The 22,613-nt window shown below is 65.6% G+C and carries 19 protein-coding genes; 11 read left to right on the top strand and 8 right to left on the bottom strand.

Translation table 11 applies throughout. The annotated features are described in order from the left end of the window. Positions 1–4: 4 nt before the first annotated feature. A complete protein-coding gene (locus tag PSEEN_RS25090; RefSeq protein WP_011536394.1) occupies positions 5–364 on the bottom strand; it encodes a cupin domain-containing protein in 360 nt (119 codons plus the stop codon). A gap of 196 nt (positions 365–560) precedes the next feature. Here PSEEN_RS25090 and PSEEN_RS25085 point away from each other — a divergent pair, with 196 nt between their 5' ends. After that, complete coding sequence (locus PSEEN_RS25085) at positions 561–2,054, top strand: aldehyde dehydrogenase (protein ID WP_011536393.1); 1,494 nt, start codon at positions 561–563, stop codon at positions 2,052–2,054. A 118-nt stretch (positions 2,055–2,172) separates the two neighbouring features. After that, entirely contained in the window at positions 2,173–3,312 is a 1,140-nt protein-coding gene (locus tag PSEEN_RS25080; RefSeq protein ID WP_011536392.1) for an MFS transporter, read from the top strand. Positions 3,313–3,392: 80 nt separating this feature from the next. Here the strand turns inward: PSEEN_RS25080 and PSEEN_RS25075 are convergent, their stop codons facing one another. Continuing rightward, complete coding sequence (locus PSEEN_RS25075; RefSeq protein WP_011536391.1) at positions 3,393–4,949, bottom strand: phospholipase D family protein; 1,557 nt, start codon at positions 4,947–4,949, stop codon at positions 3,393–3,395. Positions 4,950–4,997: 48 nt separating this feature from the next. Continuing rightward, positions 4,998–6,428, bottom strand: a complete 1,431-nt coding sequence (locus PSEEN_RS25070) for an aminotransferase-like domain-containing protein (protein ID WP_162042936.1) — start codon at positions 6,426–6,428, stop codon at positions 4,998–5,000. 178 nt (positions 6,429–6,606) lie between these two features. Here PSEEN_RS25070 and PSEEN_RS25065 point away from each other — a divergent pair, with 178 nt between their 5' ends. Continuing rightward, positions 6,607–6,837: a DUF1127 domain-containing protein gene (locus PSEEN_RS25065; protein ID WP_011536389.1), complete on the top strand. Its 231-nt coding sequence runs from the start codon at positions 6,607–6,609 to the stop codon at positions 6,835–6,837. A gap of 75 nt (positions 6,838–6,912) precedes the next feature. On the opposite strand, the gene PSEEN_RS25060 is transcribed toward PSEEN_RS25065, so the two are convergent. Then, positions 6,913–8,205 carry an NAD(P)/FAD-dependent oxidoreductase gene (locus PSEEN_RS25060; RefSeq protein WP_011536388.1) on the bottom strand — a complete coding sequence of 431 codons (1,293 nt, stop codon included), beginning with the start codon at positions 8,203–8,205 and terminating at the stop codon, positions 6,913–6,915. A gap of 160 nt (positions 8,206–8,365) precedes the next feature. Between PSEEN_RS25060 and PSEEN_RS25055 the strand changes: the two genes are divergently transcribed. Then, positions 8,366–8,719 (top strand): YkgJ family cysteine cluster protein, encoded by a 354-nt coding sequence (locus tag PSEEN_RS25055; RefSeq protein WP_011536387.1) that lies wholly within the window; start codon positions 8,366–8,368, stop codon positions 8,717–8,719. A gap of 4 nt (positions 8,720–8,723) precedes the next feature. Here PSEEN_RS25055 and dadR read toward each other — a convergent pair whose 3' ends face one another. Continuing rightward, a complete protein-coding gene (gene dadR, locus PSEEN_RS25050) occupies positions 8,724–9,212 on the bottom strand; it encodes a transcriptional regulator DadR (protein ID WP_003258963.1) in 489 nt (162 codons plus the stop codon). 155 nt (positions 9,213–9,367) lie between these two features. Between dadR and dadA the strand changes: the two genes are divergently transcribed. The 5 genes from dadA to PSEEN_RS25025 all read left to right on the top strand — a co-directional run bounded on the left by dadA (position 9,368) and on the right by PSEEN_RS25025 (position 15,198). Then, entirely contained in the window at positions 9,368–10,672 is a 1,305-nt protein-coding gene (dadA, locus tag PSEEN_RS25045; RefSeq protein ID WP_011536386.1) for a D-amino acid dehydrogenase, read from the top strand. A 186-nt stretch (positions 10,673–10,858) separates the two neighbouring features. Further along, entirely contained in the window at positions 10,859–11,932 is a 1,074-nt protein-coding gene (gene alr, locus PSEEN_RS25040; RefSeq protein WP_011536385.1) for an alanine racemase, read from the top strand. 108 nt (positions 11,933–12,040) lie between these two features. Next, positions 12,041–12,589, top strand: a complete 549-nt coding sequence (locus PSEEN_RS25035) for a cupin domain-containing protein (RefSeq protein ID WP_011536384.1) — start codon at positions 12,041–12,043, stop codon at positions 12,587–12,589. A 154-nt stretch (positions 12,590–12,743) separates the two neighbouring features. Next, the gene (locus PSEEN_RS25030) at positions 12,744–13,148 is read left to right on the top strand and encodes a c-type cytochrome (RefSeq protein WP_011536383.1); all 405 of its coding nucleotides are present in this window, start codon (positions 12,744–12,746) and stop codon (positions 13,146–13,148) included. A gap of 190 nt (positions 13,149–13,338) precedes the next feature. Beyond that, complete coding sequence (locus PSEEN_RS25025) at positions 13,339–15,198, top strand: acetyl-CoA hydrolase/transferase C-terminal domain-containing protein (RefSeq protein ID WP_011536382.1); 1,860 nt, start codon at positions 13,339–13,341, stop codon at positions 15,196–15,198. Between the two features lie 109 nt (positions 15,199–15,307). Here the strand turns inward: PSEEN_RS25025 and PSEEN_RS25020 are convergent, their stop codons facing one another. Further along, entirely contained in the window at positions 15,308–15,880 is a 573-nt protein-coding gene (locus PSEEN_RS25020) for a xanthine phosphoribosyltransferase (protein ID WP_011536381.1), read from the bottom strand. 64 nt (positions 15,881–15,944) lie between these two features. After that, complete coding sequence (rep, locus tag PSEEN_RS25015) at positions 15,945–17,954, bottom strand: DNA helicase Rep (protein WP_011536380.1); 2,010 nt, start codon at positions 17,952–17,954, stop codon at positions 15,945–15,947. Positions 17,955–18,260: 306 nt separating this feature from the next. Between rep and PSEEN_RS25010 the strand changes: the two genes are divergently transcribed. Next, complete coding sequence (locus PSEEN_RS25010) at positions 18,261–19,928, top strand: putative bifunctional diguanylate cyclase/phosphodiesterase (protein ID WP_011536379.1); 1,668 nt, start codon at positions 18,261–18,263, stop codon at positions 19,926–19,928. A 74-nt stretch (positions 19,929–20,002) separates the two neighbouring features. On the opposite strand, the gene PSEEN_RS25005 is transcribed toward PSEEN_RS25010, so the two are convergent. Further along, positions 20,003–21,397 carry a NorM family multidrug efflux MATE transporter gene (locus tag PSEEN_RS25005; RefSeq protein WP_011536378.1) on the bottom strand — a complete coding sequence of 465 codons (1,395 nt, stop codon included), beginning with the start codon at positions 21,395–21,397 and terminating at the stop codon, positions 20,003–20,005. 155 nt (positions 21,398–21,552) lie between these two features. Here PSEEN_RS25005 and PSEEN_RS25000 point away from each other — a divergent pair, with 155 nt between their 5' ends. Next, entirely contained in the window at positions 21,553–22,482 is a 930-nt protein-coding gene (locus PSEEN_RS25000) for a LysR substrate-binding domain-containing protein (protein ID WP_011536377.1), read from the top strand. Positions 22,483–22,613 lie beyond the last annotated feature (131 nt).

Genomic DNA, 22,613 nt, shown 5'->3' with positions numbered 1-22,613 from the left:
AAGGTTACTTCTGTTCGAACATCACATAGATCTTGCGGCAGGACTCCAGCACCTCCCAGGTGCCCTTGAAGCCGGCCGGGATGACGAAGCGATCGCCGGCACGCAGGGTCTTGGCGTTGCCTTCCTGGTCGCGCAGCACCGACACGCCCTGGACGATCTCGCAGTATTCGTGCTCGGTGTAGTTCACCGTCCACTGGCCCACCTCGCCCTCCCAGACGCCGGCAGCGAACTGCCCGCAAGGGCTGGAATAATGGTTGTAGACAGCCTGGTCAGGCTCGCCCTTGAGGATTTTTTCCGCCGCGGGGCGATAGCGTTCGGCCTCGGTCAGAACCTGGGCGAAGTCGACGATGCTGGCGATGCTCATGGTGGTTACCCTGTTGTTGTTTAATAAAATGCACATCAGTAGGCTTTTAGGCCATTCGTGTCAAATATATTGATAGTTTCCCCGCCCTGGTTTAGGGTGTCGGATGCCGGTGTGCGTTCGTCACCCGGCCAGAATTTCTGACAGCGCCCGTGAGTCCTCAGTGCGGCGTTGCACCTTAACAAGAGAGGAGTTTCCTATGACCACCCTGACTCGTGCGGACTGGGAACAGCGTGCCCAGCAACTGAAGATCGAAGGCCGTGCCTTCATCAACGGCGAATACACCGATGCCGCATCCGGTGAAACCTTCGACTGCCTGAGCCCGGTGGACGGACGCTTCCTGGCCAAGGTCGCCAGCTGCGACCTGGCCGACGCCAACCGCGCTGTCGAAAATGCCCGTGCCGTGTTCGAATCCGGCGCCTGGTCGCGCCTGGCCCCGGCCAAGCGCAAGGCAACCCTGATTCGCTTCGCAGGCCTGCTGCGCCAGCACGTCGAAGAGCTGGCGCTGCTCGAAACCCTCGACATGGGCAAGCCGATCGGTGACTCCTCTTCCATCGACATTCCAGGCGCGGCCAACGCCATCCACTGGACTGCCGAAGCCATCGACAAAGTCTACGACGAAGTCGCGCCAACCCCACACGACCAGCTGGGCCTGGTGACCCGCGAACCTGTGGGCGTGGTCGGTGCCATCGTGCCGTGGAACTTCCCGCTGCTGATGGCCTGCTGGAAACTCGGCCCGGCCCTGGCCACCGGCAACTCCATCGTGCTCAAGCCGTCCGAGAAGTCGCCGCTGACCGCCATTCGCATCGCCCAGCTGGCCATCGAGGCCGGCATTCCGAAAGGCGTGCTAAACGTGCTGCCAGGCTACGGCCACACCGTGGGCAAGGCCCTGGCCCTGCACATGGACGTCGACACCCTGGTGTTCACCGGTTCCACCAAGATCGCCAAGCAACTGATGGTCTATGCGGGCGAATCGAACATGAAGCGTGTCTGGCTGGAAGCCGGCGGCAAGAGCCCAAACATCGTCTTCGCCGACGCCCCTGACCTGCAGGCCGCCGCCGAAGCTGCTGCCAGCGCCATCGCCTTCAACCAGGGCGAAGTCTGCACCGCAGGTTCGCGCCTGCTGGTCGAGCGTTCGATCAAGGACAAGTTCCTGCCCATGGTGGTCGAGGCCCTCAAGGCCTGGAAGCCGGGCAACCCGCTGGACCCGGCGACCACCGTCGGTGCGCTGGTCGACACTCAGCAGATGAACACCGTGCTGTCGTACATCGACGCCGGTCACCAGGACGGCGCCACGCTGCTGGCCGGTGGCAAGCGCACGCTTGAGGAGACCGGTGGCACCTACGTCGAGCCGACCATCTTCGACGGCGTGACCAACGCCATGCGCATCGCCAAGGAAGAGATCTTCGGCCCAGTGCTGTCGGTGATCACCTTCGATACCGCCGAAGAAGCCATCGCCATCGCCAACGACACCCCGTATGGCCTGGCGGCCGGCATCTGGACCTCGGACATCTCCAAGGCCCACAAGACCGCCCGCGCCGTGCGTGCCGGCAGCGTCTGGGTCAACCAGTACGACGGCGGCGACATGACCGCGCCGTTCGGTGGCTTCAAGCAGTCGGGCAACGGCCGTGACAAGTCGCTGCATGCGCTGGAGAAGTACACCGAGCTGAAGGCGACCTGGATCAAGCTGTGATCCGCTGACGCCTCCTTCGCGGGCCTGCCCCGCGATGGGCCGGAAACAGCCGGGCCGGTTCACACCGTCCCGGCTTTGTCGTCTCTGTCATACACGATTTGCGCTAAAGGAGGCTGTGATGCGTTGGGGAACCTACTTTGCCGTGCTGGCGGCGGTGCTCAGTGTCGGGCTCGCGCTCGGCGTGAGCATGCCGCTGGTGTCCTTGCGCCTGGAGGCCTGGGGCTACGGCGGGTTCGCCATCGGGGTGATGGCGGCGATGCCAGCACTCGGTGTGCTGGTCGGCGCCGCCGTGGCCAGCCGCCTGGCCGGCTGGGTTGGCGTTCCGGCAGCGATGCGCCTGTGTCTGTGGGGTGGCGCGCTGTCCATTGGACTGGTGGCGCTGCTGCCGAGCTACCCGCTGTGGTTGCTGCTGCGCCTGATGATCGGCATGTCGCTGACCGTGGTGTTCATCCTGGGTGAAAGCTGGATCAACCAGTTGGTGGTCGAGCAGTGGCGTGGGCGGCTGGTGGCGTTGTACGGCAGCAGCTATGCCCTGAGCCAGCTGGCCGGGCCGATGGTCCTGGGCTTCCTCGGCTCGGACGACGATTTCGGCTTCTGGGCCGCGACCGGCTTGCTACTGGTCGCCCCCTTGATCCTGTTCGGACGAGGCGGCGCACCGAGCACTGAAGCTTGCAGCGTCACCTTCCGCGACCTGTTCGGCTTCTGCCGGCGCTTGCCGGTGATCGCCTGGGCCATCGCGCTGTTCGCGGCCTTCGAGGCGATGATCCTCACGTTGCTGCCGGTTTACTGCCTGCAGCAGGGCATTACCACGGAAGTGGCGCTGTTCATGGTCAGCACCGTGGTGGTGGGTGATGCGGTGCTGCAGTTGCCGATTGGCGCGCTGGCCGATCGCATGTCACGTCGTTCGCTGTTCGGTGGGTGCGCGCTGACCTTGCTGGTCAGCAGCCTGGCGATTCCGCTGCTGCTGCACACACCGGTGATCTGGCCGTTGTGGGTGCTGTTCGGGGCCAGTGCGGGCGGGTTGTTTACCCTGTCGCTGGTGCTGATCGGCGAGCGGTACCGGGATGATGAACTGGTGCGGGCCAATGCCCATGTGGCGCAGCTGTGGGGCATCGGTTGCCTGATCGGGCCGCTGCTGGCCGGGGCGGGCAGCCAGTGGATCAGCGGGCATGCGTTGCCGTTGCTGATGGCGGCGGGGGCAGCCGGGTTGGTGGTGTTGATCCGGCGGCGGGGTGCCTTCGAGCCCGCGTCGGCCTGAACCATTCGCCGGCAAGCCGGCTCCTACAGGTGCAGTGCAAACCTTGTAGGAGCCGGCTTTGCCGGCGAATGGGCCGGTAGCTACAACATCTTCTCCAACCCGACCGCCTTGCTGATCCAGGCATTGAACCGCCGCCAGATCCCCCCGGGCTCGGTCACCAGCATATGCCGCTGCTCATTGTCCTCGGTGGCCCAGACCATCTTCCCGCCCACCAGCATCGGCTGGTAGCTCAAGGCCGGCGCCATGCCCTGCACCGCCAGGTCGCGGGTGTACTCGGCCAGCTCCGGGCTGTCCACCAGCACCCCCACCTCGGTGTTCCACAACACCGAACGCGGGTCGAAGTTGAACGAGCCGATGAAGGTCTTGCGCCGGTCGAACACCATCGCCTTGCTGTGCAGGCTCGAATCGGAACTGCCGTGGAAGCTCAGGCCATGCCGGGGTCGCTTCTCGCCCGGCTGGCGACGCAGCTCGTACAGTTGCACGCCATGCTCGAGCAGGGCGCGGCGGTAGGGCGCATAGCCGCCGTGTACGGCCGGCACGTCGGTGGCCTCCAGCGAGTTGGTCAGCAGCTTGACCGAGGTGCCGGCGTCGGCGCGGCCAGTCAGGTACAGCAAGCCTGTCTCACCCGGCACGAAGTAGGCGGAGACCAGGATCAGTTCGCGGTGGACGTTGTTCAGGTCCGGCGCCAACTGTCGGCTCAACAGCAACTGCGGATCGGGTTCGTCGTCGGCCAAGACCTTGCTCGGCGCATCCCACAGCGCCTGGCTGTGGGCCCAGATCAACTCGTTGCGCCACTGCCCCAGGCGCGGCTGGTACTGGTAGTCCATCAGCCGGTCGTACAGGGCCTTACGCTCGATTCGCGCCTTGGCCAGCCAGGTTTCCAGGCGCTGACGGCTGGCATGCAGGTCGTCGGCGTCGGGCTGGCGCCAGAGGAAGTCGCCGATGGGACGGCTCAGGGCGCTGTTCCAGTACTGGTCGAAGCTGTGACCGAGCTGTTCCGCTACCGGGCCCACCCCCAGCAGGTCGATGTCGGTGAAGTTGAGGTTGGGCTCGGCGTCGAAGTACTCGTCACCCAGGTTGCGCCCGCCGACGATGGCCATGCTGCTATCCGCCAGGAACAGCTTGTTGTGCATGCGCCGGTGCTGGCGCGACAGGTTGAACAGCCGGCCCATGGCGCGGGTGGCGCCGGTTTCGCGCCCCAAGTGCAATGGGTTGAACACGCGGATGTGGATATTCGGGTGAGCGGCGAGGGTGCCGATCAAGCTGTCGAGGCCGTCGCTGGTGGTGTCGTCGAGCAGGATGCGCACGCGCACGCCGCGGTCGGCGGCGCGCAGCAGCTCGTGGACCAGGGCGCGGGTGCTGAGGCCGTCGTGGACGATGTAGTACTGCAGGTCGATGCTCGCCTGGGCGTTGCGGATCAGCTCGGCGCGGGCTCGGAACGCCTCGCCGCTGTTCGGCAGCAGGCGAAAGCCCGAGCGCCCGCTGTAGGGCGCGGCCTGGCGCAGCACCGAGCGGCCGAACGCCGAGTCGGCGGCGGGCAGGGCCTGGCTGACTTTGCGAGGTGTGTCGCGGCTGGCGCAGCCCGCAAGGCCGAGCAGCAGTGCCAGCAGCAAAGGCAGGGCTCGCTGGAATCTCAAGGGTCGATCGTCCTGTACGGCGGGTGAGCGGTGCGGGGCGGCGCAACGTTACCTGTCGATGCCTTGCGGATCCAGTAGACGAAGGGCGGTTTCACCTACCTTGCGCACGGCGGCTTCGATCTGCGGCGTGGGCCGCGCGGCGAAGTTCATGCGCAGGCAATGGCGATACTTGCCCGAGGCCGAGAAGATACTGCCGACGGCGATCTGCACCCCCTGCTCCAGTAAAGCGCGGTTCAGGCGCAGCGTGTCGAAACTTTCCGGCAACTCCACCCACAGCATGAAGCCGCCCTGGGGCCGGCTGGCGCGGGTGCCGGGCGGGAAATAGCGGGCCACCCAGTCGCACATCTGGTCGCGGCCGCGCTGGTACTGGCTGCGCATGCGCCGCAGGTGCGGCTGGTAATGGCCCTCGGCGATGAAGTCGGCGACGGCCAGTTGCGGCTGGCAGGCGCTGCTGCCGGTGCTGATGTATTTCATGTGCAACACCCGCTCCAGGTAGCGCCCCGGCGCCACCCAGCCGACCCGCAGACCCGGCGCCAGGGTCTTGGAGAATGAGCTGCAGAGCAGCACGCGGCCATCATCGTCGAACGACTTGATGGTGCGCGGTCGTGGATAGGTGTACGCCAGGTCGCCGTACACGTCGTCCTCGAGAATGGCCACGTCGTAGCGCTGGGCAAGGGTCAGCAGGGCCTGCTTGCGCGCCTCGGGCATGATGTAGCCGAGCGGGTTGTTGCAGTTGGGGGTGATCTGGATGAGCTTGATCGGCCACTGTTCCAGGGCAAGCTCCAATGCTTCCAGGCTGATGCCGGTGATCGGGTCGGTGGGGATCTCCAGGGCCTTCATGCCCAGGCCCTTGAGCGTCTGCATGGCGCCATGGAAGCTGGGCGAGTCGACCGCGACGATGTCGCCGGGCTGGCAGACGGCGCGGATGCTGCACGACAGCGCCTCGTGGCAACCGGTGGTCACCACCAGGTCGCTCGGCCCCAGGCGGCAGCCGGAGTCGAGCATCAGGCGGGCGATCTGTTCGCGCAGGTGGGCGTTGCCGTGGATGTTGTCGTAGTACAGGCCGGGCATGTCCATGCGCCGGCTGATCTGCGCCAGGCTGCGCAGCAGCGGCTTGAGCGTGGGGCTGGCGACATCGGGCATGCCGCGGCCGAGCTGGATCACGTCGGGGCGCGGGGTGGCGCGTACCAGTTCCAGCACCTGTTCCCACTGGGAGATATCCACAGGCCGCTGGACGGGGCGGCTGATGTCGGGCAGGGCCGGGAGGTTACGGTCCTCGGCGACGAAGTAGCCGGACTTGGGCCGTGGCGACACCAGGCCGTTGTCCTCCAGCAGGCGGTAGGCCTGCTGCACGGTGCTCAGGCTGACACCGTGCTCGACGCTCAGGGCGCGCACCGAGGGCAGGCGCTGGCCGGGGCGATACAGGCCCTGTTCGATGCGGGCGCCGAGCAGTTCGGCCAGGTTGAGGTAGAGGGTCACGGCATACTCCTGGGATTCTGTGTGGTTCCGACCAGTACAGATCGCGCAAAAATACGCCATTCAGCCCGCTTTTCGCCAATTCTGTATGGGAATAATAAGCCGATTTTGAGTCTGTATTGTCGAGGGTGTGAACGCGCATGCTGTCTCCACGGTAACCACTGATCGGGAGATCGCAGCGATGAGCGGCTTGAGTGATGTGCGCGTGCAACTGTTGGCCAAGGAACTGGAGGAGGGGGGGCGAACCAAAGTCTACAACCCGTCCACTGGCTTGAGTCGCTGGGGCCTGATGCTGCATCGCTGGCGCACCCGCAAGGCCCTTTTGGAGCTGGATGCCCGCCAGCTGCGCGACATCGGGCTGACCTGGGAACAGGCCCGGGAGGAGGGGTGCAAGCCTTTCTGGCGGGAGTGAATGGAGCCTGTTCGCCGGCAAGCCGGCTCCTACGGGACCTCTGTAGGAGCCGGCTTGCCGGCGAACGGGGTCGACTCAGGCCAATTCTTTGAGCCGGTACCAGAGCATCCCCAGCGCCAGCAACGGTGAGCGCAGCAGCTTGCCGCCCGGGAAGGTGGTGTGCGGCACCTTGGCGAACAGGTCGAAACGCCCACTCTGCTGGCCGCTGATAGCCTCGCCGAGCAGTCGTCCGGCCAGGTGGGTGGCGTTGACGCCATGGCCGGCGTAGGCCTGGGCGTAGTAGACGTTGGGCTGGCCGGTGAGGCGGCCGATCTGCGGCAGGCGGTTGGCGCCGATGCCGATCATGCCGCCCCACTGGTAGTCGATGCGCACATCGGCCAACTGCGGGAACACCTTGAGCATCTTCGGCCGCATGTAGGCGGCGATGTCCTTCGGGTCGCGCCCGGAATAGTGGCAGGCGCCGCCGAACAGCAGGCGGTGGTCGGCGGACAGGCGGTAGTAGTCCAGGGCCACGCGCTGGTCGCACACCGCCATGTTCTGCGGCAGCAACTGGCGCGCGCGTTCCTCGCCCAGCGGTTCGGTGGCGATGATGTAGCTGCCGGCGGGCAGCACCTTGCCGCCTAGCTCGCGGTTGAGGTCATTGTGGTAGGCGTTGCAGCACAGCACCAGGGTCTTGGCGCGCACCCGGCCTTGGGGGGTGTGCACCTTCACCTCGGGGCCGTACTCGATGCGGGTGACTTCCGACTGCTCGAACAGGCGCACGCCCAGGCGGCTGGCCACGGCGGCCTCGCCCAGTGCCAGGTTGAGCGGGTGCAGGTGGCCCGAGCCCATGTCGACCAGGCCGCCGACATAGCGGTCTGAACCCACTACCGAATGCATGTCGCCGGGCTGTACCAGGCGCAGCTCGTGGCGGTAGCCAAGGCTGCGCAGGGTTTCGGCTTCCTCGGCGAAGCCTTCCAGTTCGCCGGGCTTGTTGGCCAGGTCGCAATAGCCCCAGGTCAGGTCGCACTCGATACCGTGGCGCTCGACACGGTCGCGGACGATTTCCACCGCTTCCAGGCCCATCAGCTTGAGGCTGCGCACGCCGTCCTCGCCGACCACCGGGAGGAACTGCTCCAGGCCGTGGCCGACGCCGCGGATCAGTTGCCCGCCATTGCGTCCGCTGGCGCCCCAGCCGAGCTTGCGGGCTTCGAGGAGGACGACCGACAGGCCGCGCTCGGCCAGTTCGATGGCGGTATTCAGGCCTGAGTAGCCGCCGCCGACGATGCACACGTCGGCGCTGTGCTCACCCTGCAGGAAGGCGTGGTCGGGGTGTGGCGCGCTGCTGGCGGCGTAGTAGGAGGCGGCGTGCTGCGCGCTGTGGACCATGGTTGATTCCTGGGTTGAGGCGAAAGGGGCAGGATAGGCAAATGGCCCGTTCGCCGGCAAGCCGGCTCCTACAGTGCCCTGCGTGGCCCAGTTCCCTGTAGGAGCCGGCTTGCCGGCGAATGGGCCTATAATCCAGCCCACCTATTCCAGATACCCCGCCATGTCCTGCAACCGCCACAAGATCCACTTCCTGCGCGAACTCATTCCCTCGTTCGAGTGCGAGCCCGGCTGCCATGACTGCTGCGGCCCGGTCACCACATCCACAGAGGAGATGGCCCGCTTGCCGCGCAAGACCCAGGCCGAGCAGGAGGCTGCCCTGGAGCGCCTGGACTGCGTGCACCTGGGCCCCAACGGCTGTACGGTCTACGAAGAACGCCCGATGATCTGCCGCCTGTTCGGTACCACCCCGCGCCTGGCCTGCCCCCGTGGCCGTGGCCCAGCGCAGCCGATCGAGCCTGAGGCCGAGCAGCTGGTCCACCAGTTCATCGCCACGACCCGTCAGGTGCTGGTCTGACGCTTCAGTCCGGAATCGGCAGGCACAGGCTCTCCTTCACCTCTTCCATCACGATGTAGCTCTTCGACTCGCGCACATGCGGCAGCTTGAGCAGGATGTCGCCGAGCAGCTTGCGGTACGACGCCATCTCCGAGATCCGCGCCTTCACCAGGTAGTCGAAGTCGCCCGATACCAGGTGGCACTCCAGCACATGGGGCAGCTTGAGCACCGCACGGCGGAATTCCTCGAAGGTGTCGCCGGACTTGTAGTCCAGGCTGATCTCGACGAACACCAGCAGGCTGCCCTTGAGGTGCTGCGGGTTGAGGCGGGCGTTGTAGCCCATGATGATCCCCTCGCGCTCCAGGCGGCGCACGCGCTCGGTGCAGGGGGTGGTGGACAGCCCGACCTTCTCGCCCAGTTCGGTGAAGGAGATGCGGCCGTCATTCTGCAGGATCCGCAGGATGTTGCGGTCGATCTTGTCCAGCTCACGTTTGCTCTGGTGCTGGGTTCTCATAGGGGATGCCCCTCCGTCAAAGGCGATATTGCCGAGAATTCTCGCCAAATATAGGCGCTTATATAGTGAATAGCACTGGTCGGAGATTCTTATACTGCGCGCATCCATGCCATATCAACAAAAGTCTGCGGCAAGCCGCGTGCGAGGGATAAACAATGCGAGTTCTGGTACTTGGTAGCGGTGTTATTGGTACCGCCAGTGCCTACTATCTGGCCCGGCAAGGTTTCGAGGTCACGGTGGTCGATCGTCAACCGGCGGTGGCCATGGAAACCAGCTTTGCCAACGCAGGCCAGATCTCGCCCGGCTATGCCTCGCCCTGGGCCGCCCCGGGGGTGCCGCTGAAGGCCATCAAGTGGCTGCTCGAGCGCCACGCGCCCCTCGCCATCAAGCTGACCGGCGACGTCGACCAGTACCTGTGGATGGCGCAGATGCTGCGCAACTGCACCGCCAGCCGCTACGCGGTGAACAAGGAGCGCATGGTGCGCCTGTCCGAGTACAGCCGCGACTGCCTCGACGAACTGCGCGCCGAAACCGGCATCGCCTACGAAAGCCGTAGCCTGGGCACCACCCAGCTGTTCCGCACCCAGGCGCAACTGGATGCCGCGGCCAAGGATATCGCCGTGCTGGAGCAGTCCGGCGTGCCCTACGAACTGCTCGACCGCGACGGCATCGCCCGCGTCGAGCCGGCCCTGGACAGCGTGAAAGGTATCCTCGCCGGTGCCCTGCGCCTGCCCAACGACCAGACTGGCGACTGCCAGCTGTTCACCACCAAGCTTGCTGACATGGCCATCAAGCTGGGCGTCGAGTTCCGCTTCGGCCAGGACATCCAGCGCCTGGACTTCGCCGGTGACCGCATCAATGGCGTGTGGATCGACGGCAAGCTGGAAACCGCCGACCGCTACGTGCTGGCCCTGGGCAGCTACTCGCCGCAGATGCTCAAGCCACTGGGCATCAAGGCCCCGGTGTACCCGCTCAAGGGTTACTCGCTGACCGTGCCGATCACCAACGGCGACATGGCGCCGACCTCGACCATCCTGGACGAAACCTACAAGGTCGCCATCACCCGTTTCGACAACCGCATCCGCGTCGGCGGCATGGCTGAGATCGCCGGTTTTGACCTGTCGCTGAACCCGCGTCGGCGCGAAACGCTGGAGATGATCGTCAACGACCTTTATCCTCGCGGCGGCGACCTGAGCCAGGCCAGCTTCTGGACCGGCCTGCGCCCGGCCACCCCGGACGGTACCCCGATCGTCGGTGCCACTGCGTTCCGTAACCTGTTCCTCAATACCGGTCACGGCACCCTGGGTTGGACCATGGCTTGCGGTTCCGGCCGCCTGCTGGCGGACCTGATCGCGCGCAAGAAGCCGCAGATCAGCGCCGAAGGCCTGGATATCTCGCGTTATGGCAACAGCCGCGAGGTGGCCAAGCACGGGCAGAGCGCGCCGGTCCATCAGCAATAAGGCGCCTGTACCGGCCTCTTCGCGGCTGAAGCCGCTCCCACAGGGATCAGCACAAAAAGCCCTGTAGGAGCGGCTTCAGCCGCGAAACAATCGACACTGTTCCCTCACCCCGGCGCGGTGGGTACCTACCCCCATCTGCCGCGCCGGGGCTTTACCGATAACCAGAACTGCCAGAAGGCTGCCGCCATGCGTCCCGCCCGTGCCCTGATCGATCTCCAAGCCCTCCGTCACAACTACCGCCTGGCCCGTGAACTGACCGGCGCCAAGGCCCTCGCCGTGGTCAAGGCCGACGCCTATGGCCATGGCGCGGTGCGTTGCGCCCTGGCCCTGGAGACCGAAGCCGACGGCTTTGCCGTGGCCTGCATCGAGGAGGCGCTGGAGCTGCGCGCGGCGGGCATCAAGGCGCCGGTGCTGCTGCTCGAGGGCTTCTTCGAGGCCAGCGAGCTGGCACTGATCGCCGAGCACGACCTGTGGTGCGTGGTGCATTCGCTGTGGCAGCTGGAAGCCATCGAGCAAACCCCGGTACGCAAGCCGCTGACCATCTGGCTGAAAATGGACACCGGCATGCACCGGGTCGGCGTGCACCCGAAGGACTACCAGGACGCCTACCAGCGCCTGCTGGCCAGCGGCAAGGTGTCGCGCATCGTGCTGATGAGCCACTTCGCCCGCGCCGATGAACTCGATGCCGCCGCCACCGAGCAGCAGGTGGCGGTGTTCGAGGCCGCGCGCCAGGGCCTGAGCGCCGAGTGCAGCCTGCGCAACTCGCCGGCGGTGCTGGGTTGGCCTAGCATCAAGAGCGACTGGGTTCGCCCGGGCATCATGCTGTATGGCGCCACGCCTTTTGAGGTGGCGCAGGCAGAAGCGGCCCGCCTGCAGCCGGTGATGACCCTGCAATCGCGCATCATCAGTGTGCGTGAACTGCCAGCCGGTGAACCGGTGGGTTACGGCGCCAAATTCATCAGCCCACGCCCGACCCGTGTGGGCGTGGTCGCCATGGGCTATGCCGACGGCTACCCGCGCCAGGCACCCACCGGCACCCCGGTGGTGGTGGCTGGCAAGCGCACCCAGCTGATCGGCCGGGTGTCGATGGACATGCTCTGCGTCGACCTCACCGAAGTGCCCGAGGCCACCGTCGGCAGCCCGGTGGAGCTGTGGGGCAAGCAGGTACTGGCCAGCGACGTGGCGATGCAGGCCGGCACCATTCCTTACCAGATCTTCTGCAATCTCAAGCGCGTGCCGCTGGACTGTATCGGCGAATAAGGCGCCGAAGCGGACAGGCTGTGGGGCGGTGTGTTGTAAATACTGAACGGCATTGCCATCATATCGTTCACACTTCCCCCACCTCGACCGTTTCTGGAGGCGCACGCTTTGGACGTCGGTGAACGACTGCAAGCCATCCGCAAGCTCAAGGGCCTGTCCCAGCGCGAACTCGCCAAGCGCGCGGGCGTGACCAACAGCACCATCTCGATGATCGAGAAGAACAGCGTGAGCCCGTCGATCAGCTCCCTGCGCAAGGTGCTCAGCGGCATCCCCATGTCCATGGTCGAGTTCTTCTCGGTCGAGCTGGCGCCCGAGAGCCCGACCCAGATCGTCTACAAGGCCCATGAGCTGATCGACATCTCCGACGGCGCGGTGACCATGAAGCTGGTGGGCAAGTCGCACCCCAACCGGGCCATCGCCTTCCTCAACGAGGTGTACCCACCCGGGGCCGATACCGGCGAGGAGATGCTCACCCACGACGGCGAGGAGACCGGCATCCTGCTCGAAGGCCGCCTGGAACTGGTGGTCGGTACCGAAACCTTCATTCTCGAGGCCGGCGACAGCTACTACTTCGAAAGCACCCGCCCGCACCGTTTCCGCAACCCGTTCGAGGAACCGGCACGGCTGATCAGCGCGGCGACCCCGTCGAACTTTTGATCCAGCGCAGTGCATTGATTCGCCAATACCCTTTCCCCGAGTGTGGTCGTTCCACGCTTTCAGGAGTGCCGCTATACTTTTCAACGCTCGCAATTCCGTGGCCGCGGGCGTGATTAGCCACCATGAGGGTGTTCGCGTGAACCAAATCAAGAAGATGCTGGCCATACCAGCAGCCGTTTTCGCCCTTTGGGCAATCAATGCAAACGCTACGACCAACGATGAAATCGCCAAGCGCCTGGCGCCCGTAGGCCAGGTGTGTGTCCAGGGCCAGGAGTGCAAGGGCATGGAAGTCGTCGCTGCGGCAGGTGGCGGTGGCGCCAAGACGCCGGATGACATCATCGCCAAGCACTGCAATGCGTGCCACGGCAGTGGCCTGCTGGGCGCGCCGAAGATCGGCGACACTGCGGCCTGGAAAGAGCGCGCCGACCACCAGGGCGGCCTCGACGGCATCCTGGCCAAGGCCATTACCGGGATCAACGCCATGCCACCCAAAGGCACCTGCGCGGATTGCTCGGATGATGACCTCAAGGGTGCGATCAAGAAGATGTCCGGCCTGTGAGCCAAGCCTGATTCCAGCAAAGCCCGCCTTTCATGGCGGGCTTTGTTTTGTGGCCTGTTCGCCGGCAAGCCGGCTCCTACAGGGCGCCATCCGTAGGAGCCGGCTTGCCGGCGAAAGGGCCGGTACAGGCAACCAATGGTCTAAGGTTCATGTCCAACCTTGAATCCATGGATGTCGCAGGAGGCCCCCGATGCAGCGCTGTCCCATCGACCAGGCAGTGGACGAGGTCCTGAGTCGCCTGCCTGCCCATATCCACCTGGGCCTGCCCCTGGGCCTGGGCAAACCCAACGCCTTCGTCAACGCGCTCTATGCTCGGGTGCACGCGCTGCCCGAGCGTCATCTGACGATCTACACCGCCCTGTCCCTCGGTCGCCCACCCCTCGGTGACGGCCTGCAACGTCGTTTCCTCGGCCCCTTCGTCGAGCGCGTGTTCGCCGACTACGAAGAGCTCACCTACCTCGCCGACCTGCGCAATGACCAACTGCCGCCGAACATCCGCGTCGAGCAGTTCTTCATGCAGCCCGGCAGCCTGCTGCACAGCGCCACTGCGCAGCAGGACTACATCAGCAGCAACTACAGCCACGCCGCCCGCGACATCAACGCCAAGGGCCTGAACCTGATCGCCCAGCTAGTGGCGGCAACGCCCGAGCGCCCTGACCACCTGAGCCTGGCCTGCAACCCCGACATCACCCTCGACCTGCTGCCGATGATCGCCCGGCGCCGGGCTGCGGGCGAAACCATCCTGATGCTGGGGCAGGTCCACGACGAACTGCCCTACATGCCCGGCGATTCGGAGCTGGGTCTGGAGCAGTTCGACCTGTTGATCGACCAGCCAGAGCGGCGCCGCTTGTTCTCCACGCCGAACATGCCGGTGAACACCCAGGACCATTGCATCGGCCTGCATGCCAGCGCCCTGGTGCGTGACGGCGGTACCCTGCAGATCGGCATCGGCGCCATGGGCGATGCCGTGACAGCCGCGCTGCTGGCGCGCCAGGGCGACAACGCCGGCTATCGTGCGCTGCTCGATGAGCTGGATATCGGCTCGTGGCGGGCGCTGATCGAGCGGGAAGGGGGGCTGGATACGTTCGCCCAGGGGCTGTACGGCTGCAGCGAGATGTTCGTCAACGGCCTGCTGGCCCTGGCCGAGGCTGGCGTGGTGCGCCGCCCGGCGGATGAGCAGGGTGTGCTGATCCATGGCGGCTTCTTCCTTGGCCCTCGGGCCTTCTACCAGCGCTTGCGCGAGATGCCGCTGGAACAGCGCGCGCGTTTCGCCATGACGGCTATCAGCTTCATCAACGAGCTCTACGGCCAGGAAGACCTCAAGCGCCGCCAGCGCCGCGATGCCCGCTTCATCAATACGGTGTTCGGCATGACCCTGCTGGGTGCCGGGGTGGCCGACCAGCTGGAGGACGGGCGGGTGCTCAGCGGCGTCGGCGGGCAGTACAACTTCGTCGCCCAGGGCCATGCGTTGGAAGGCGGGCGCTCGATCCTGCTGCTGCGCAGCTGGCGCGAGGCGGGCGGCGAGGTTACGTCGAACCTGTTCTGGACCTACGGGCACTGCACCATCCCGCGCCACCTGCGCGATATCGTGGTGACCGAGTACGGCATCGCCGACCTGCGCGGGCAGACCGACAGCGAGGTGATCGCACGGTTGCTGGCGGTCAGCGATTCGAGGTTCCAGGGTGACTTGATCGAGCAGGCCAAGGCGGCGGGCAAGCTGGCCAAGGATTTCATGCTGGATGCGCGCTACACCGACAACACGCCCGAACGCCTGGAGGCGATTCGCGCGCGGCATTCGCGGTTGTTCCCGGAGTATCCATTGGGCTGCGATTTCACGACTGAAGAGCGCGACCTGCTGCGGGCGCTGAACTGGCTCAAGCGCAAGTTCAAGTTGAGCGAGGTGCTGGAACTGGGCAAGGCGGCGCTGGACGCACCGGCGCCCGATGCCTATGCGGCGCAGTTGGCGCGCATGGGGCTGGCGGAGCCGCAGGGGTTGAAGGAGGAGCTGTACCAGCGGTTGTTGCTGGCAGGATTGGCGGCGACCCGATGAATGGCTGGGGCTGCTGCGCAGCCCATCGCCAGCAAGGCTGGCTCCTACAGGGGAATGCGATCACCTGTAGGAGCCAGCTTTGCTGGCGAAGAGGCCGGAACAGGCGACATCACTCGATGAAGGTCACCACACCGCCTTCCAGCGACTTGACCCGGGCCAGCGATTCGACGCGGTAACCCTGGCTGTCCAGCTCGGCACGGCCGCCCTGGAACGACTTCTCGATGACGATGCCCAGGCCGGCCACGGTGGCGCCGGCCTGCTTGATGATCGAGATCAGCGCCTGCGAGGCCTTGCCGTTGGCCAGGAAGTCGTCGATCACCAGCACGCGGTCGCTGCTGTTGAGGTGGCGCGGCGAGATGGCCACGGTGTTCTCGGTCTGCTTGGTGAAGGAGTACACCGAGGCGGTCAGCAGGTTCTCGGTCAGGGTCAGCGACTGGTGCTTGCGGGCGAAGATCACCGGCACGCCGAGCTTCAGGCCAGTCATCACCGCCGGGGCGATGCCCGAGGCTTCGATGGTGACGATCTTGGTCACACCGGAGTCGGCGAACAGGCGGGCGAACTCGTCACCGATCAGCTGCATCAGCGCCGGGTCGATCTGGTGGTTGAGAAACGCATCGACTTTCAGGACCTGATCGGAAAGCACGATGCCTTCTTCGCGAATCTTCTGCTGCAGTGCTTCCACTGTTGTTTCCTCGATGTAGCAAAGGTGGCCGCAAGAAGCGGCGATGTTAAAGAGTAATGGTTGGTCAGCGTTTGAGCATTGCCCGGATATCGGCCAGGGCGTTGTTGCCGCGCGCGGCTTTCACTTCCACGGGGGCATCGTCCAGGCCTTCCCAGGCCAGGTCGTCCGGCGGCAGTTCGTCGAGGAACCGGCTGGGCGTGCAGTCGATGATTTCGCCGTACTGCTTGCGCTTGGCGGCGAAGGTGAAGGCCAGGGTCTGGCGCGCGCGGGTGATGCCCACGTAGGCCAGGCGGCGTTCCTCTTCGATGGTGTCGGCCTCGATGCTCGAGCGGTGGGGGAGGATCTCCTCCTCCATGCCCATGATGAACACGTAGGGGAACTCCAGGCCCTTGGAGGCGTGCAGGGTCATCATCTGCACGCCCTCGGCGTTCTCTTCCTCTTCCTGCTGGCGCTCGAGCATGTCGCGCAGCACCAGCTTGCCGATGGCGTCCTCGATGGTCATGTCACCCTCTTCGTCTTTCTCGAGGGTGTTCTTCAGCGCTTCGACGAGGAACCAGACGTTGCTGATGCGGAACTCCGCAGCCTTGTCGCTGGCGGTCTGCTGGCGGATCCAGTTCTCGTAGTCGATGTCGCGGATCATCTCGTGCAGCGCGGCGATCGGGTCGTCCAGGGCAACCTTGTGGCGTACCCCGTCCAGCCAATGCTTGAAGCGCTGCAGGCGCTCGGTGTAGCGGGCGTCCAGGTGTTCGCCCAGGCCCATCTCCTCGCTGGCGGCGTACATCGAGATGCCGCGCTCGGTGGAATAGTTGCCGAGCTTTTCCAGGGTGGTCGAGCCGATCTCGCGGCGCGGCACGTTGATCACCCGCAGGTAGGCGTTGTCGTCGTCCGGGTTCACCAGCAGGCGCAGGTAGGCCATCAGGTCCTTCACTTCCTGGCGGCCGAAGAAGCTGTTGCCGCCCGACAGGCGATACGGCACCTGGTGGTGCTGCAGCTTCAGTTCGATCAGCTTGGCCTGGTAGTTGCCCCGGTAGAGGATGGCGAAGTCGCTGTACGGGCGATTGGTGCGCAGGTGCAGGGTGAGGATCTCCATGGCCACGCGTTCGGCCTCGGCTTCCTCGTTCTTGCAGCGGATCACGCGGATCTCGTCGCCCACGCCCATCTCGCTCCACAGCTGCTTTTCGAAGGCATGCGGGTTGTTGGCGATCAGCACGTTGGCGCAGCGCAGGATGCGGCTGGTGGAGCGGTAGTTCTGCTCGAGCATGACGATCTTCAGGGAGGGGTAGTCCTCCTTGAGCAGCATCAGGTTTTCCGGGCGGGCGCCGCGCCAGGCGTAGATCGACTGGTCGTCGTCGCCCACCACGGTGAACTGGTTGCGCATGCCGATCAGCATCTTCACCAGCAGGTACTGGCTGGCGTTGGTGTCCTGGTATTCGTCCACCAGCAGGTAGCGCACGCGGTTCTGCCAGCGTTCGAGCACCTCGGGGTGCTCCTGGAACAGCTTGACCGGTTGCAGGATCAGGTCGTCGAAATCCACCGCGTTGAACGCCTTGAGCGTGCGCTGGTAGTGGGTGTAGACGATGGCGGCGGTCTGCTCGCGCGGGTTGCGCGCCTTTTCCAGGGCTTCGGATGGCAGGATCAGGTCGTTCTTCCAGGCACCGATCATGTTCTTGATCTCGTCGATGCCGTCGTCGCCGGAGTATTCCTTCTGCATGATGTCCGACAGCAGCGCCTTGATGTCGGATTCGTCGAAGATCGAGAAGCCCGGCTTGTAGCCCAGGCGCTCGTGCTCCTTGCGGATGATGTTCAGCCCCAGGTTGTGGAAGGTGCACACCGTCAGGCCCCGGCCTTCCCCTGGGCGTAGCAGGGTGCCGACCCGCTCCTTCATCTCGCGCGCGGCCTTGTTGGTGAAGGTCATCGCCACGATGTACTGGGCGCGGATGCCGCAGTTCTGGATGAGGTGGGCAATCTTGCGCGTGATCACGCTGGTCTTGCCCGAGCCTGCACCGGCAAGCACCAAAAGAGGGCCGCCGACGTAGTCACGGGCTTCCTGTTGCCGGGGATTGAGTCGGGACATGCTAGAAACCGGGGGTCGCCAGAAAATAGCCGCGCATTCTAACAGGCCTCGCGCGGTTGTGGCGCGACCGTCTGACGTGTGAGTCAATGTTTTCTCGCGGCCTGTTCGCCGCCGGTGGCTGCCGATCCTTTCGCAAATCCCCGAAATCCTGTTTGCCGGTTGCGCGGGTTTCGCGCAGGATGCACGTCAAAATACGTCGGGTTCGCGGCCAGGGAACGGCCATGACTAAAAGTGAAAATCATTTTCACTTGGATGCTGTAGGATACGCCGCGCCCGTCGATTCACCGCCACGTCTAAGGAGCCCGCTTGTCCACGCCTGCCGAACCTCTGCGTTTGCTGCTGTTGGCCGATGAGCCGGAATGGGCCGCGCGTCTGCGCGAGTGCCTGCAGCCGCTGGACGGTACAGTGGTGCTGCTGACCGCGCCCAACTGGGCGGCGGTCGACAGCCTGTTCGCCAACGACCGCCAGGCCGTGGTGCTGGCCACCCCCGCGCTGCAACCGGCGCCGGGGCGCTGCGAGCTGCCGACCATCCTGCTGCTGGAGCAGGAACCGGCCACCACGCCGGTGGGGGTCAGCGACTGGCTGGTGCTGGCGCAGCTGAGCAGCGACACCCTGCGTCGCTCCCTGCGCCATGTGCGTGAGCGCGGTGTGCTGGTCGCCACCCTGCAACGCCTGGCCGAGCAGGACCCGCTGACCGGCATCGCCAACCGGCAAGGTTTCCAGGCCTTGCTCACGGCGCGACTGGCGGAGAACGACGGACGTGGCCTTGCCCTTGGCCACCTCGACCTGGACAACTTCCGCCACGTCAACGACGCCCTGGGCCATCAAGGTGGCGATCGCCTGATCCTGCAGGTGGTGGCGCGGCTGAAGGCGCAGTTGGCAGCCGGTGACCAGCTGGCACGCCTGGGCAGCGACGAATTCGCCCTGTTGATCGACACCCGTCGCGACCCCAACCGCGCCGAGTGGATGGCCGAGCGTATTGTCGAAGCGCTGACCGAACCCTACTGGATCGATGGCGAGAGCCTGCTGCTCGGCTGCAGCCTGGGCATTGCCCACGCCCGCGCCCAGGCCGGCGCCGACCCGCTGATGTGGCATGCGCATATCGCCATGCGCCAGGCCAAGGGCAGCCAGGGCTGCACCTTCCACGTGTTCAACGAACGTATCAACCGCAACGCCCGCAGCCTCGCCGACCTGGAAAGCGAATTGCGCCGCGCCCTGCGTCGCGACGAACTGGAGTTGCACTACCAGCCGCGCCTGAACCTCACCGATGGCCGCATCGTCGGCCTCGAGGCGCTGGTGCGTTGGAATCACCCGGAGCGTGGCTTGCTAGCCCCCAGCGAGTTCGTCCCGCTGGCCGAACAGAGCGGCCTGATCGTGCCGCTGGGCTACTGGGTGATCTCCCGTGCCTTGAGCGACATGCAGGCCCTGCGCGAACGCGGCCTGGCGCCGCTGCACATGGCGGTCAACCTGAGCTTCCGCCAGTTCCAGGACAGCCAGCTGCTGGCCACCCTGAGCCGGCTGATCGTCGAGCATGGCGTCGATGCGCGCTGGCTGGAATTCGAACTCACCGAAACCGCGGTGATGCGCCGCAACGAACTGGTGCGCCAGACCATGGACGCGCTGGGGCGCCTGGGCGTGCGCTTCTCGCTGGACGACTTCGGCACCGGCTTCTCCTCGTTCGTGCACCTGAACAGCCTGCCAATCACACTGCTCAAGGTGGACCGCAGCTTTGTCGGTGGCATGGAGCAGCGCGAAGAGAACCGCAAGCTGGTGCACGCGATGATCAACCTGGCGCACAACCTCAACCTGGAGGTGGTGGCCGAAGGGGTGGAAAGCGAGGAGCAGATGGCGCTGCTGCGGGCGTTCGGCTGCGACCAGGTGCAGGGCTTCCTGGTCAGCCGGCCGTTGCCGGTGGCGGCGTTGATCGAGTACCTGTCGCAGTCACAGCAACCCCGCCTGCTGGACATCCTGTAGGAGCGGCTTTAGCCGCGATCACCCGCAAAGCGGGTGCCAGGCACCGCGTTGCCCCATCGCGGCTGAAGCCGCTCCTACAGGTGAGCGGGGACAGCTGCTTTCGCGGTAATCCCCGCCTTGCCGATCATCCGCTTCATCCGCCATTCAAAGCCAAACGTCAGCGCCACCGATGCGCACGCCAGCCCCAACGCCAGGCCCCACCAGATGCCTGGCGCGCCACCGCCCAGGGTGAAGGCGAACAGCCAGGCGCACGGCGCCCCCACCAGCCAATAGCACACCGCGCCGATGAGGAAGGTGGTGCGGGCGTCCTTCAAGCCCCGGATCGAGCCCATGGCGATAGTCTGCACGCCGTCGAACAGCTCGAACCACGCCGCCACCATCACCAGTTGCACCGCCAGCTGGAAGATCGGCGCGAAGGCCGGGTCGTGGCGATTCACCAGCAAGGCCACCAGTTCGTTCGGCAGCACCAGGAACAACACGGCGAAGCCGAGCATCAGCGACGCGCCGAAACCGATCCCCACCCGCCCGGCGCTGCGTGCCGCGAGCAGGTTGCCGGCACCGTAGTAAAGGCCGACGCGCATGGTCACGGCGTACGAAAGCCCTGTCGGGACCATGAACGCGGTCGAGACGATCTGCAGGGCGATCTGGTGCGCCGCCAACTGCGTGCTGCCGAGCACGCCCATGCACAGGGCGGCGAAGGCGAACAGCCCGACCTCGACCATGTAGGTGCCGCCGATCGGCAGGCCCAGGCGCCACAGCTCACGCAGCGCCGGCAGCGAAGGCCGCCACAGCCCCTTGCGCAGCGGGTATTGGTCATAGGCCTTGTGCCAGCGGATATACAGCGCCAGGGAGATGGCCATGCCCAGCGACACCAGCGCGGTGACCAGGCCGATGCCCATCAGGCCCAGCTTGGGCAGGCCGAACATGCCTTCGATCAGCGCATGGTTGAGCAGGTAGTTGAGCACCGTGCCGGCCAGGCTGATGACCATCACCGGCGTCGAGCGGCCCAGGGCGCTGGTGAAGCCGCGCAGGGCCATGAAGGTCATGTAGCTGGGCAGGGCCAGCGGCAGCAGGGTCAGGAACTGCATGGCCGAGTCGACGTTCTCCGGCTTCTGGCCGAACAGCAGCAGCGCGGGCTTGAGGTTCCACAGCACCAGCGCCGACAGCACGGCCAGGCCCCAGGCCAGCCACAGGCCGCTCTGTGCCAGGCGCGTGGCGCCCTCGATGTCGTTGGCGCCCTTGCGGATCGCCACCAGGGTGCCGACCGCGGCGATCACCCCCAGGCAGAAGATCGACACGAACGAATAGCTGGCCGCGCCCAGGCCGCCCCCGGCCAGGGCCTGTGGGCTGATGCGGGCCATCATCAGGGTGTCGGTCAGCACCATCAGCATGTGCGCCAGCTGCGAGGCGATCAGTGGCCCGGCCAGGCGCAGCAGAGCCTTGAGTTCGGTGGTGGGCGCGACATGCATGGGGCGATCCTTCTTGATGATCCTGTTGAGCGAAGGGTCGATTCTGAGGCTTCGGTCAGCTTTGCACAAAAGGATAAAAGCGATCATTGCCATGAGTCTGACTCATGCCTGTATGATCTGGCATTGCCTTCTCGGCCCCGAATGACAGGTGCGTCATGTCTCGCCAGCTCCCTCCGCTCTATGCGCTGCGTGCATTCGAAGCCGCTGCCAGGCTGAGTTCCTTCACCCGCGCTGGTGAAGAGTTGTCGATCACCCAGAGTGCCGTCAGCCGGCATATCCGTACCCTCGAAGAGCACTTTGCCTGTCGCCTGTTCGTGCGCAGCGGGCGCAGCCTGCAGCTGACCGAGGCGGCGCGGATGCTGCTGCCCGGCGTGCGCGATGGCTTCGCCGCCCTGGAGCGGGCCTGCGACGCCTTGCGCGGGGAGGACGACATCCTGCGCATGAAGGCGCCGTCCACCCTCACCATGCGCTGGTTGCTGGCTCGCCTGAGCCGCTTCCGGCATCTGCAACCAGGCAACGAAGTGCAACTGACCAGCGCCTGGATGGACGTCGACCATGTGGATTTCAACCAGGAACCGTTCGACTGCGCGGTGTTGCTCAGTGACGGCAACTTCCCGGCGGACTGGGAAGTGCGCCGGCTGTTCTCCGAGTTGCTGATTCCGGTGGGCGCGCCGGACCTGCTCGACGAGGCGCCCTGGGACGAGCGGCGCCTGGCCGGCATGGAGCTGCTGCACCCGACCCCCGACAAACGCGACTGGCGTGCCTGGCTGGCGCGCATGGGGCTGACCGACAAAGTGTCGCTCAAGGGCGGGCAGGTGTTCGACACCCTGGAACTGGGCATGATCGCCGCCGCGCGGGGCTATGGCATCTCGATGGGCGACCTGCTGATGGTGGCCGAGGATGTCGCCCAGCGGCGCCTGAGCCTGCCGTGGCCGACGGCGGTGGCCAGTGGCATGGATTATTACCTGGTGTGGCCCAGGACCCGTCCGGGGGGCGAGCGGTTGCGGCGGTTGAGTGCCTTCTTGCAGGAAGAGGCGGTGGCGATGGACCTGCCAGCAGTACACATTCTGCCGGCACAGCGTTGAGCCGTTCGCCAGCAAGGCTGGCTCCTACAGGGGCGTGTGGACGCCGACGGCGCAAAGGTTTGCGAATACCCCGGCCCGACACTCAAGTATTCTCCCGCGACGCCGATCCAATGGCACCAGCGTCCCGGAAG

The sequence above is a fragment of the Pseudomonas entomophila L48 genome (assembly GCF_000026105.1).
Classification (GTDB): domain Bacteria; phylum Pseudomonadota; class Gammaproteobacteria; order Pseudomonadales; family Pseudomonadaceae; genus Aquipseudomonas; species Aquipseudomonas entomophila.
Note: the sequence above shows the minus strand (reverse complement) of the source record. Positions and strands in the feature narration are given on the sequence as shown.